Genomic DNA, 11781 nt, shown 5'->3' with positions numbered 1-11781 from the left:
GATCGAGGAACGTGTTCCCGTCTGCTGGAGGACGACATGCACATCGTGCTGGCTGCCAAGCCCGACGCCGACCAGCCCTGGATCACCGACGCGGTGGCCCGCCTGGCCAAGCAGACCGCCGCCACGGTCTCGGTGCTGGCGGTCGACCAGGTGGAGCTCGAGCGCTTCTCCGCCGCGCCGCGCAGCCTCTTTCTCCAGGGCGCCCGCGAGGCCGTCGACGCGGCGGTCCGGCGGCTGGCCGAGGCCGGCGTCGAGGCACAGGGGACGGTGCTGTCCGGCCGGCCGCTGGAACGGATCATCGAGTTCGCGGAGCAGCAGCAGGCCGACGTGATCATGGTGGGCGCCAGCACCCGGCCGGCGATGGCGGAACGGCTCCTCGGCAGCGTCCCCCTGCAGCTGATCGAGAAGTCGTCCCGCCCGGTCCTCGTGGTCACCCACCCGTCGTAGGCCGGCCCTTCACTCGCGGGCGCCGAGCAGCGAGACCGGGGCCGGCCGGGTCGCCGACCATGAGGTCAGCAGGCTGGTCAGCCCGGTGATCACGAACGCGGTGCCGGCGACGGCCGCCATCAGGGTCCACGGCAGGTCCAGGGTCGCGATGCCGGTGACCGCCGAGGTGGTGGCCAGCACCGCGGCGAACGCGCTCGCCGCGGCCAGGGCGCCCAGCACGATCCCGATCGTGGTGACCGCCGTGGACTCCAGCAGCGCGGCCCGCAGCACCTGGGCCCGGGTCAGGCCGGTGGCGCGGGCGGCGGCGAACTCGCGGCCGCGGGCCGCCGCGGCGATCACCACCGCGTTGACCACGCCGATCAGCGCGTACAGGCCGCCGAGGCCGAGCACGATCAGCATGATGTCGTCGTTGGTGCCCCTGCGGTGCTCGGCGTCGGCGCGCAGCCAGTCCGCCACGCCGGTGACCGTGCCCAGGGCGGACAGGGCGGCCGTGACCCGGGCGGCGTCGGCGTCCGGGGCGAGCGTGACGAACGTCCGCGTCGGCGCCCCGGCGAGCTCCGCCGCCGGGATCAGGCCGGCGGGCACCAGCAGGTCGGCGCCGCCGCCGATCGCGGTCGGGACCACGGCGACGACCGGCAACCGGTGGTCCGTGCCGGCGAAGCGGAGCGACACGGTGTCACCGCGGGAGAAGTTCTCCCGGCCCGGGCCGCCCGCCACGGCCGCGCCGCGCAGGGCGTCCAGCGGCCCGCTGCCGGGGTGCGCCTTCGCATACCCCGCCGGATCGACGACCAGCGCCCTGGCGACGTCGGTCTCCGCCTCCTCGCCGTGGCCCGTGGTGAGCTCGACCAGCGTCTCGGTCTCGGCGGAGAACCAGGCCACCCCGGGCACCGCCGGCAGGCCCGGTCCGGTGGTCTCGACCACCAGGTCGGCGGCGGTGCCGCGGCGTTGCTCGGCCACCCCGGAGGCGGCGAACGAGGCGGACGCGCCGGCCTGCCCGAAGACGATGCCGATCAGGACGATCAGCGGGGCGGCGGTGGCCGCGCTGCGCCGCACCTCGTCGCGCAGGTTGGCCCGGGCCAGCATGCCGGTCACGCCGGCGGCCGGGAGCAGCCGGGCCGCGGCGGGCACCAGCACCGGCGCCAGCAGGGTCAGCGCGACCGCCGCGAGCATCGGCACGTTCATCGCCATCGCCTGACCGCCGTCCGGACCGCCCACCGGGGACAGGATGATCAGCGTCGCCGCGCCGGCGGCGAAGAGCAGCCCGGTCAGCCAGCGGCCCGCGGTCATCACCCGGCCCGCGTCGGGGTCGCGCAACGCGTCCAGCGGCCGCACCTTGGCGGCCCGGCGGGCGGCCACCAGCACCCCGGCGAGGGCCAGGCCGAGGCCGGTCCCGGCGGAGGCGCCGAGGATCCAGTCGCGCCACTGCCCGGTGAAGCCGTCCGGCACGAAGCCGAAACCGACCAGCAGCCGGGTCTGCAGGGCCATCACGGCCAAGCCCGCCGGAACGCCGGTGACGGTGCCGACCAGGCCCAGCAGCAGCGCCTCGCCCAGCAGCAGCCGGCGCACGTGCCGCCGGGCGCCGCCGACCAGCCGCAGCAGCGCCAGGTCCCGCCGGCGCTGGGCCACGGTGAAGGCGAACGTCGAGCTGATGATGAAGATCGCCAGGAACGCCGAGAAGCCCAGCACCACCCCGAGCAGCGCCACCGACGCCTCGGCGCTGTCGGTGAAGCGCAGCCGCTCGGCCGCCGGCAGCCCGGCCGGCGGGTCCAGGGTCGCCGCCGAGATCAGCAGCAGCAGCGAGGACTGCACCAGCGCGACGCCGAGGCACACCGACAGGGTGGCGCCGACGAACAGCTGCCACCGCTCGGCCAGTCCGGAAAAGCTCATCCGCAGCATGTCAGCGCTCCAGGTCGACGAGGCGGTCGGCGACCTCGCGGGCGCTCGCACCGGCGAGGTGGTCGACCAGCCGGCCGTCGCGCAGGAACAGCACGCCGTCGGCGCGCGCGGCGGCGGCCGGGTCGTGCGTCACCATCACGATGCTCTGGCCCCGGTCGGCCATGGCCCGCAGCAGGTCCAGGACGGTGCGGGCGGCCGTCGAGTCCAGCGCGCCGGTCGGCTCGTCGGCGAAGAGCACCTCGGGGGCGGTGACCATGGCGCGGGCGATGGCCACCCGCTGCTGCTGGCCGCCGGACAGCTCGCGCGGTCGGTGCCGGGCGCGGTCGCCGAGCCCGACGTCGTCCAGCGCCTGGCGGACCCGCGCGCGTCCGGGGCGGCGTCCGGCCAGGCGCAGCGGCAGTGCCACGTTCTGCTCGGCGGTCAGCGAGCCGATCAGGTTGAAGCTCTGGAAGACGAAACCGATCCTGGTCCGGCGCAGGGCGGTCAGCTCGTTGTCGCTCGCCGCAGTGATGTCCGTGTCGCCGAGCAGGACCCGGCCGCTGTCGGCGCGTTCCAGCCCGGCGGCCAGGTGCAGCAGCGTGGACTTGCCGGAGCCCGAGGGGCCCATCACGGCGGTCCAGGTGCCGCGCCGGAACTCGACGTCGACGTCGTCGACGGCCCGGATGGCGGTGGCGCCGCGGCCGTAGCCGCGGCTGACGCCGCGCAGGGCGACGGCGGTGCTGGTGTGGCTGGAAATCGTCGTCATCGTCATAGGTCGAACGTATGGGCGGGGCCCCGGGAAAGCGTTGCGGTGGGCACCCGGATCGGGGGTAGGGCTAGCACCCCGGCCCGGTATCCAGTAAGCGGGACAACACGGTCCACCCCTGCAGGCCGGCGACTCCGACGGCGGCCGGGAGCTGGCCGCCGCCCGGGCCGACGCCATCTTCTCGCGGCACCACCAGCTGGAGGACGGCCGCGAGTTCTACCGCGACGTCAAGTCCCGGCTGGGGGGACAGTAACCATGGCCGTACCTCTGTCGATCCTCGATCTCGCCCCGATCGTGAGCGGCGGCACCGCGGGTGACGCCCTGCGCCGCACGCTCGACCTGGCCCGGCACGCCGAGCACTTCGGCTACGCCCGTTACTGGGTGGCCGAGCACCACTTCACCCCCGGCGTGGCCAGCTCGCAGCCGGCGCTGCTGCTGGGGCAGATCGCCGCGGTCACCGACCACATCCGGCTCGGCTCGGGCGCGGTGCAGACCGGCCACCAGACCGCGCTGTCCATCGTGGAGCAGTTCGGTCTGCTCGACGCGCTCCACCCGGGCCGCTTCGACCTCGGGCTGGGCCGCTCGGGCCAGCGCCGCCAGGAGGCGCTGACCGAGCTGGCCGCCCCGGCACCCCCGCCCGCCGAGGAACACGTGGTCGACGGGCTGCTGATCCCGAGGCCGTTCTCCTTCGCCCCGCTGCTCGCCTCGGCCCGCTCGGCGCTGTTCAACCGCCTGCTGCACCAGCCGGGCGCAGAGCCGCCGGACTTCCCTGAGGTGCTCGACACCATCGAGGCGCTGCTGGCCGGCCCGATCACCGACGCCGACGGCAACGAGGCGCGCGCGGTGCCGGGCGAGGGCGCGAACCTGGAACTGTGGATCCTGGGCAGCAGCGGCGGGCAGAGCGCCCGGGTGGCGGGGGAGCGCGGCCTGCCGTTCGCGGCGAACTACCACGTCGCCCCGGCGAAGGTGCTGGAGGCCGTCGCGGCGTACCGGGAAGCCTTCCGGCCCTCGGCCACGCTGGCCGCGCCGCACGTCATGGGTCTCCGCGGACGTGGTCGTGGCCCCGGACGACGCGACCGCCCGGCGGCTCGTGGCCGGCTTCGGGCTGTGGGTGCACAGCATCCGGACGGGGGCGGGGGCGCGGCCGTACCCGTCGCCGGCCGAGGCCGCGGCCCACGCCTGGACCGAGGAGGAACGCGTGCTGGTCGCCGACCGGGTGGCGACGCAGTTCGTCGGTTCGCCGCAGACCGTGGCCGAGCGGCTGCGGACCCTGCAACGGGCGACGGGGGCCGACGAACTGCTCGTCACCACGGTGACCTACGACCACGCGGACCGGGTGCACTCGTTCGAGCTGCTGGCCAAGGAGTGGCTGGGCTGATCAGGGAAGGGCGTCCCCAGCGTCGAGGTCGATCAGGCGGGCGGGCGCGCTGGTCACCCTCGGCGCCGGGGTGACCAGCAGCGTCACGACTCCGAGGTTGACCAGCGTCACGACGAGCCCGGCGATGAGCTGCCCAGGTGTCCCGCCGCCGGCCACCAGGCCGTCCGCGGCGAACGCCGCGCCGGCGACGACCAGCACCGCGGCGGTCGCCAGCCCGGTCAGCCGGGCCTTCCGGCTGCGCACCCCGAGCACCAGCGCGGCCGCTGCCGGGCACCACAGCGCCAGGAGGGTGGCCACGCCCAGCTGGACCGCCGCCACGGTCAGGCCGGTGGCCTCCGCGGAGGGCCACAGGATGGGCCACATCAGGACCGCCAGGACCAGCGCGAGCAGCTGGCAGGCGATCGCGTCCAGGCCGAGCACGAGGCCCGACACGAGCAAGGGCGGGCTGAGCCGCCCGCGTCCGGGTTCCCCGTTCACGAAGGCGACTCTAGGTTCCCCGCGCCACCTCGCAGCTGACCTGGGGCGAGCCGCCCGCCCAGGTGGCGGAAGATCGAGTGGATCCGCGGCCTGAACCCGTCGCTGCGCTTCGGCATCCGGCTGCACGTCATCGCCCGCGACTCCGCGGCGGCGGCCTGGGCGGAGGCGGAGCGGCTGCTGCGGGGCGTCTCACCCGCCGACATCGAGGCGGTCCAGGCCGGCCTGCGGCGCAGCGAGTCCGAGGGCCAGCGCCGGAATCCCGTTCGCGGGCGTCGCCACCGCCGCTCGCGGCTAGCCACCCTTCGGGGGTGACAGCAGCGAGCGACGGTGACGCGCGCGCTGGGCCCGGCCGGGCACAGCGCGCCCCCGATCAGCGCCAGACCATGTCGAGCTGGCGCTCGAAGGTCACGTAACCGGCCCGGGCGAACGCCTCGGCCATCGGCACGTTGGCCACATCGGTGCTGGCCCGGATGCGGGGCACGCCCTCGTCCGCCAGCAGCCGGGTGCCCGTCGCCAGCACCTCGTCGACATACCCCCGGCCGCGATGCGCCGGCAGCACGCCGATGTAGGCGATGATCGGGTTGTAGCCGTTGTGCGCCGGGATCACGAACCCGACCGGCTCGCCGTCCGGCAGGGTCGCCACCTGCCACCACTCGTGCGGGCTGGCATAGCGTTCCAGCTCGTCGCGGTACTGCTCCTCGGCGGCCTGCCGGGCGGTCATCCGGGTCAGCTCCTCGCGGCTGTGCGCGTCGAGCGTGTCGTCCAGCACCAGCGTCATCAGGTCGATGAGCTCCCCGGCGTCGCGGGGCTGCCGGAAGGCGAGCCGGCCGGCCGGCTCCGGCAGCGGGGTGCCGGGCCGCCACTCCAGGCGCAGCCGTTCGACGAAGAGCTCGGCGCCCAGGCTTTCCAGGGCACCCATCCGCAGCTCGACGCCGCGGCGGACCGCCGGGTGGTCGCGCCAGTCGCCGGGGACGAACCGGAGGTAGTCGGGTGGGTTTGTGCCGGGCGCGACGAGCTCGGCCAGCGCGGTCTCCACCAGCCGGACGCCGTCCGCGACGGCACCGGCACCGTCGATGTCGAAGGTGTCCATCAGGAAGGGGTGCTCGTCGCCGGCGCGGGACCACCAGGCGGCCCGGGCGACGACGCGGTCGCCGCGCAGGGCGAGCCACAGCCACTCCGGGCGGCGGCGGCCTTCCCTCAGGTCCTTGGCGATCTCGCCGTTGAGGACGTACGGCAAGCGGTTGAACAGGTCGATCTCGTCGGGCCCGGTGATCGGGCGCAGGGTCAGGTCGTGGTCGTGCAGGGTCAAGGCATGCTCCGTCTGGCGGCGCCCTGTCCTCCGGGATCAGCTCCGCTGGTCGCCCCGGGAGGACGTGAGCGCGGTGTGCGTGGCGTACATGGCTCAGTCCTCCTTTCCGTCTCGGTCCGGCGGTCAGTTCTATCCGGTCGCCCGACGGGTCGCAACCGAATTTGGAAGTAGCCTCGAGCGCATGGATCTGATGGCCCGGGCCGCCGATCTGATCGCCGTGCCGTCGACCGCGGACCGGCCCGAGGAGCTGCGGCGGGCGCTGGAGTTGGTGCTCGGCGTCGTCGGGCCCGGCTTCACGGTCGAACGGTTCTCCGCGCGCGGCAAGCCCAGCGCGCTGGTGCACCTGCCCGGCCCCCGCCCGGCGTTCCGGGTGCTGCTCAACGCCCACCTCGACGTGGTGCCCGCCGACTCCTACGCGGCGCGCCGCGACGGGGACCGGCTCTACGGCCGGGGTGCGCAGGACATGAAGATCGCGGCGCTGGTCCTGGCGGACGTCTTCCGGTCGCTGGCCCCGGAGCTGCCGTACCAGCTCGGCCTGCAGCTGGTCACCGACGAGGAGGTCGGCGGCCACGACGGCACCGCGCACCAGATCGCCGCCGGCGTCACGGCCGGCTTCGTGGTCATCGGCGAGCAGAGCGGCCTGCGCGTGGTCACCGATTCCAAGGGCATCCTGCAGGTGCGCCTGCACACCACCGGCACAGCCGCCCACGCCGCCTACCCGTGGCTGGGTGACAACGCCCTGCTGAGGCTGACCGGCGCCGTCGACGCGGTGCTGCGGCGCTATCCGGTGCCGCCGGCGGAGCAGTGGCGGACCACCGTCAACGTCGCCCGGATCGAGAGCACCAACCGCGCGGTCAACCAGGTCCCGGCCGCGGCCACGGCCTGGCTCGACATCCGCTTCCCCAGCGAGGACACCGATTTCGCCGGCCGCACGGCCGAGCAGGTCGCCGCGTTCCTCGCCGGGGTGAGCGGCGCCGAGGTGCTGGTGGACAACCTCGGACCGCCGCACCACGCCGACCCGGAGAGCCCGGAGGTGGCCCTGCTGCAGGCCGCCGCGCGCAAGGCCGGCTATTCCGGAGACCTGCTGCGCAAGCACGGCGCCGCCGACGGCCGGTTCTACTCCGCGCGCGGCATCGACGCCGTCATCTTCGGCCCGGGCGGCGACGGCCAGCACGGCCCGGACGAGTACGCCGACCTGACCACCGTGCTGCCGTACCGGGAGGCTCTGGTCTCGTTCCTGACCGGCCTCAGCGCACTGCCGTGAGGCGGGCGACGATCTCGGCGGTGGGCGCGAGCACGACGCCGATCCCGGCGACCTCACGGAAGCCCTGCTCGCTGGCCTGGGAGATGGCGTCGGTGGCGAGCACGACGCGGTAGTCCCGCTCGCTCGCCTCGATCATGCTGGCCCGCGGGCAGTTCGGCAGGTTGCACCCGGCGAAGACCACCGTGCTGATGCCGTGCCCGCGCAGCAGGTCGTCGAGCGGGGTGCGGTAGAAGGCACCCCAGCGGGGCTTGAAGACGGCGTACTCGTCGCGGCCCAGCACCTGGGCGTGCCCGTCGAGCAGCAGCTTGTCGTCCAGGTCCGGCCCGTCGCCGGGCAGCAGCCCGGGCGCGAGCAGGCGGCCGTCGGTGCCGGGCCGGGCGAGCTGCCCGCCGCCGCCGACCAGCGTGCGCCGGACCCGGTCCACGTCGTCGCCCTGGTACAGCCGGACGATGTGGACGATCGGCCGCCGCGCGGCCCGGAAGGCGTCGGCCAGCGACCGCAGCGACGGCACGATCTCGGTGGTTCCGGCCAGGCCGTACGGCCGCCCGGACAGGAAGTCCCGCTGCATGTCGATGGTGACCAGCGCGGAGGTCTCCCAGCGCGGCGCCAGATGCGGGTCGGTCATGCGCAGCGCGGCTCGGAGGATGACCGGGGCGGCGTCCCCGGTCAGCGAGAGCACCACCCGGGTCCGGGACGCGACCGCCGGATCCTCGACGAGCTTGCCGTCCGGCTCGACCCGCAGGCCGAGCAGCGGCGCCTCCGCCGGGGTGAGCTCGCCGGTCGCGACGCCCGCGGCGAGCGGATCGTGCAGCGGCACCTGGCGCTCGCCCAGGGCGGGCTCGTAGAAGTCGAAGTACCCGGTCAGCATCGCGGCCAGGGCCGCGGTCAGCGGTGTGCCCGCCGCCAGCGCGGCCCGGTCGCCCTCGTCGAAGCGATGCCGCATGGTGACGTCGAGCGGGACCAGCGTGACCGGCCAGCCCGCGCCGAGCACGGCGGCGGCCGCCGCGGGGTCTCCGGCGATGTTTGCCTCGGCGCGCCCGGTCACGTTGCCCGGCACCCGGACCGCCCCGCCCATGATGGTGACGTCGCGGACCAGGCCGGCCAGGCCCGGCTCCCGGCGCAGGGCCAGCGCCAGGTTGGTCAGCGGCCCGGTCGCCACGATCCGCAGCTCGCCGGCGTGCTGCCGGGCCAGGGCGAGCAGCAGGTCGGCGGCGTCCCGGGCCTCGGTCGCCCGGGGCGCGGCGGGCAGCTCGACGCCGCCGACGCCGTTGCCGCCGTGCACCTGCGCCGCGCCGCCGCCGAAGGTGCCGGCCAGCGGATGATGCGCGCCGACGGCGACCGGGATGTCGTCGCGGCCGGCGAGCGCGAGCAGGTTCAGGGTGTTGCGGGCGGCTTGCCCGGCGGCCGTGTTGCCGCTGACCGTGCCGACGCCCGCCAGGGCGACATCGGGGTGGCCGAGCAGCAGCGGGAGGGCGAGGGCGTCGTCCACGCCGGTGTCACAGTCGAGGTAGAACGGCACGGCTGTCATCCCCGCACGCTATGCCTGTCCACCTTCCGGGATTGCCCGCGGGTCGCGGTGGGTACGACTTCGGCATGACGGAGTACGGCATCCACGCCTCGCACGAGCAGATCCCGCCCGCTGAGCTTCTCGCCGCCGTGGTCGCCGCCGAACGCGCCGGTTTCGACGCCGCGATGTGTTCCGATCACTTCTCGCCGTGGAGCGCCCGGCAGGGCCAGTCGGCGTTCGCCTGGTCCTGGCTCGGCGCCGCGCTGCAGGCCACGAGCCTGTCCTTCGGCGTGGTCAACGCGCCCGGCCAGCGGTACCACCCGGCGATCATCGCCCAGGCCATCGGCACCCTCGGCGCCATGTACCCGGGCCGGTTCTGGGCGGCGCTGGGCAGCGGCGAGTACAGCAACGAGCACGTCACCGGCGAGCCGTGGCCGCGCAAGGAGGTTCGTGAGGAACGGCTGCTGGAGTGCGTCGGCGTCATCCGCGGGCTGCTGGCCGGCGAGGAGGTCACCCGCGACGGCCTCGTCAAGGTGGACCGGGCCAAGCTGTGGACCCGGCCCGGGACGGCACCGGCGCTGATCGGCGCGGCGGTCAGCACCAGGACGGCCGCCTGGTGCGCGGGCTGGGCGGACGGGCTGGTCACCGTCAACGCACCCGAGGAGCACCTGCGGGCGATGCTCGCGGCGTACCGGAATGCGGGCGGCCGCGGCCCGACCGCCCTGCAGGTCCACCTGAGCTGGGCGCCGACCGAGGCCGCGGCCGAGGCGATCGCCCACGACCAGTGGCGCAGCAACGTCTTCACCCCGCCGATCTGCTGGGACCTGGAGACGGTCGAGCACTTCGACGTGGTGTCCGAGAACGTCACCCTGGAGCAGGTCCGCGAGGTCGTCAACATCTCCGCCGACCCGCAGCGGCACATCGAGTGGCTGCGCGGCTATGCGGCGCTGGGCTTCGACCGGATCTACCTGCACCACGTGGGCCAGGACCTGCGGCCGTTCGTGGAGACCTTCGGCGCGAAGGTGCTGCCGGCGCTGCGCTGAGCCGGCCGGCGGCTACTGCCCGGCGGAGAGCTCGTTGTAGATCCCGGCCGCCTCCTGGCCGGACAGCTTCTCGATCTCCGCCATGATCTGGTCGGTGGCCTCGCGCCGGGCCCGCGCGGCGCTGCCCGCCGGCGGGGCGAAACGCAGCGGCGCGCCGAAGCGCACCGTGACCCGGCCGGGCCGCGGAAAGCGCACGCCCACCGGTTGGATGCGGTCGGTGCCGAGCACCGCGACCGGTACGACCGGAGCGCCGGAGGCGAGTGCCAGCCAGGCCACGCCGGTGCGCCCCCGGTACAGCCGGCCGTCGCGGGAGCGGCTGCCCTCGGGGTGGATGCCGAACGCCCTGCCCTCGTTCAGCACGCCGAGCGCGGTCTCCAGGGCGGCCTGGGCGGCGCGGAGCTCGCCGCGCGGCACGGCGACCGCGCCCAGCCCGCTCAGCGCGCTGCCGGTCAGCCGGCCGCGCACGCCGGGCCGGGTGAAATACTCGGCCTTGGCGAGGAACGCGACCTGCCGGGGTGACACCAGCGGGATCAGGAAGCTGTCCACGGCGGACAGGTGGTTGGCGGCCAGGATCACCGGGCCCTCGCGGGGCACGTGCTCGCGGCCCTCCACCACCGGCCGGAAGGCCAGCCGGGACACCGGCACGAGCAGGGCACGGATGAGCTCCGGCAGCATGTCAGCGCTCCACGTAGGCGTCGATGGCCGTGCGCAGCAGCGCGTCGGCGTCCTCGGTCTCGACCGTCATCTGCAGGCTCCCCCAGGACCAGAGCTGCGCGATGCCGTGCAGGTTGGCCCACAGCGCCCCGGCGGCCACCGCCGCGTCGTCGCGGCCGGGCCGGCCCCGGGCGACCAGGTCGACCAGCACCGCGAACAGCGGCTTGCTGGCCGCCCGCAGCCCCTCCTGGTTGCCGCGCAGCAGCTCGTGGCGGAACATCAGCTCGAACATGCCGCGGTCGGTGCGCGCGAACTCCAGATAGAGCCGGCCGAGGGCGAGCAGCCCGGCGCGGGGATCGGGCTGCTCGCCGAGCGCGTCGACGCGGCCGGCCAGCCGGGCGTAGCCGACCCGGGCGACCGCGGCGAGCAGCTCGCGATGGGTGGGGAAGTAACGCCGCGGCGCGCCGTGCGAGACACCCGCGCGGCGGGCGATCTCGCGCAGCGTCAGGGCCTCCGTGCCCTCGGCGGTGACCAGCTCGACGCCGGTGGCGACGAGATGATCGCGCAGGTCGGCATGCATAGACACTGTCTACCAGCTGGCGTAGACAGTGTCTATTACCTCGGGCGGTCGGGCAGCTCTGCTTCCGTACCGGAAACGGCATGTCGAGACCGGAAACGGCATGTCGAGAAACGCCGAGCGGTACCGACCCGCTGGTATGACGAAGTTTCTGCTGATCCAGCACCAGGCGGCCATGGGCACCTGGGCGCCCGCCGATGTGCGCCGCCATTTCGACTTCCAGCGGAGCCTGGACGACGAACTCGCCGCGGCCGGTGAGCTGGTCGAGGCCCAGGGCCTCGGCGGCCGGGCGCACCGGGTGGCGGGCGATCTCGCGCCCGGCGACGGCGTGCCGCCGGCGCTGGCGGGCTACCGGGTGGTCGACGTCGAGTCCGAGGAACGCGCCCTCCAGATCGCCGCCCAGGCGTCGGCCGCGCCGGGCCCGGGGGGTGTGCCGCTGCGCCAGCAGATCGACGTGCGGCGGCTGCTGACCCCGTGAGAGCGC

General features: G+C 74.9%; 12 protein-coding genes and 1 pseudogene. 6 read left to right on the top strand and 7 right to left on the bottom strand.

Features of this window, described 5'->3' with window-relative positions; translation table 11 throughout:
• Positions 1-36 precede the first annotated feature (36 nt).
• Complete coding sequence (locus DMB66_RS61000; protein ID WP_158647134.1) at positions 37-447, top strand: universal stress protein; 411 nt, start codon at positions 37-39, stop codon at positions 445-447.
• Between the two features lie 9 nt (positions 448-456).
• On the opposite strand, the gene DMB66_RS03710 is transcribed toward DMB66_RS61000, so the two are convergent.
• Both DMB66_RS03710 and DMB66_RS03705 read right to left on the bottom strand, forming a co-directional pair.
• A complete protein-coding gene (locus tag DMB66_RS03710) occupies positions 457-2334 on the bottom strand; it encodes an FtsX-like permease family protein (RefSeq protein ID WP_233624278.1) in 1878 nt (625 codons plus the stop codon).
• A gap of 10 nt (positions 2335-2344) precedes the next feature.
• Positions 2345-3094 carry an ABC transporter ATP-binding protein gene (locus DMB66_RS03705; RefSeq protein ID WP_199751886.1) on the bottom strand — a complete coding sequence of 250 codons (750 nt, stop codon included), beginning with the start codon at positions 3092-3094 and terminating at the stop codon, positions 2345-2347.
• Between the two features lie 249 nt (positions 3095-3343).
• Between DMB66_RS03705 and DMB66_RS03700 the strand changes: the two genes are divergently transcribed.
• The gene (locus tag DMB66_RS03700; RefSeq protein ID WP_233624277.1) at positions 3344-4540 is read left to right on the top strand and encodes an LLM class flavin-dependent oxidoreductase; all 1197 of its coding nucleotides are present in this window, start codon (positions 3344-3346) and stop codon (positions 4538-4540) included.
• Here DMB66_RS03700 and DMB66_RS03695 read toward each other — a convergent pair.
• Positions 4467-4943 (bottom strand): hypothetical protein, encoded by a 477-nt coding sequence (locus DMB66_RS03695; protein WP_125802557.1) that lies wholly within the window; start codon positions 4941-4943, stop codon positions 4467-4469. The genes DMB66_RS03700 and DMB66_RS03695 overlap by 74 nt on opposite strands.
• A gap of 35 nt (positions 4944-4978) precedes the next feature.
• On the opposite strand from DMB66_RS03695, the pseudogene DMB66_RS03690 reads away from it, so the two are divergent.
• Positions 4979-5198: pseudogene (locus tag DMB66_RS03690) on the top strand (alkanesulfonate monooxygenase); the annotation flags it as partial.
• A gap of 115 nt (positions 5199-5313) precedes the next feature.
• Here DMB66_RS03690 and DMB66_RS03685 read toward each other — a convergent pair.
• Positions 5314-6252 (bottom strand): GNAT family N-acetyltransferase, encoded by a 939-nt coding sequence (locus DMB66_RS03685; RefSeq protein ID WP_125802556.1) that lies wholly within the window; start codon positions 6250-6252, stop codon positions 5314-5316.
• A gap of 181 nt (positions 6253-6433) precedes the next feature.
• Between DMB66_RS03685 and DMB66_RS03680 the strand changes: the two genes are divergently transcribed.
• Positions 6434-7516 carry a M20 family metallopeptidase gene (locus DMB66_RS03680; protein WP_125802555.1) on the top strand — a complete coding sequence of 361 codons (1083 nt, stop codon included), beginning with the start codon at positions 6434-6436 and terminating at the stop codon, positions 7514-7516.
• Here DMB66_RS03680 and DMB66_RS63465 read toward each other — a convergent pair.
• Entirely contained in the window at positions 7500-9044 is a 1545-nt protein-coding gene (locus DMB66_RS63465) for an isochorismatase family protein (protein WP_233624276.1), read from the bottom strand. The genes DMB66_RS03680 and DMB66_RS63465 overlap by 17 nt on opposite strands.
• A gap of 65 nt (positions 9045-9109) precedes the next feature.
• Here DMB66_RS63465 and DMB66_RS03665 point away from each other — a divergent pair, with 65 nt between their 5' ends.
• On the top strand, positions 9110-10066 hold the full coding sequence (locus tag DMB66_RS03665; RefSeq protein ID WP_125802554.1) for a TIGR03885 family FMN-dependent LLM class oxidoreductase: 957 nt from the start codon (positions 9110-9112) through the stop codon (positions 10064-10066).
• A gap of 12 nt (positions 10067-10078) precedes the next feature.
• Here the strand turns inward: DMB66_RS03665 and DMB66_RS03660 are convergent, their stop codons facing one another.
• Entirely contained in the window at positions 10079-10741 is a 663-nt protein-coding gene (locus DMB66_RS03660; protein WP_125802553.1) for a 1-acyl-sn-glycerol-3-phosphate acyltransferase, read from the bottom strand.
• Position 10742: 1 nt separating this feature from the next.
• Positions 10743-11300 carry a TetR/AcrR family transcriptional regulator gene (locus DMB66_RS03655; protein ID WP_125802552.1) on the bottom strand — a complete coding sequence of 186 codons (558 nt, stop codon included), beginning with the start codon at positions 11298-11300 and terminating at the stop codon, positions 10743-10745.
• A gap of 136 nt (positions 11301-11436) precedes the next feature.
• Here DMB66_RS03655 and DMB66_RS03650 point away from each other — a divergent pair, with 136 nt between their 5' ends.
• A complete protein-coding gene (locus DMB66_RS03650; protein ID WP_125802551.1) occupies positions 11437-11775 on the top strand; it encodes a YciI family protein in 339 nt (112 codons plus the stop codon).
• Positions 11776-11781: the final 6 nt, after the last annotated feature.

The sequence above is a fragment of the Actinoplanes sp. ATCC 53533 genome (genome assembly GCF_003947245.1).
Note: the sequence above shows the minus strand (reverse complement) of the source record. Positions and strands in the feature narration are given on the sequence as shown.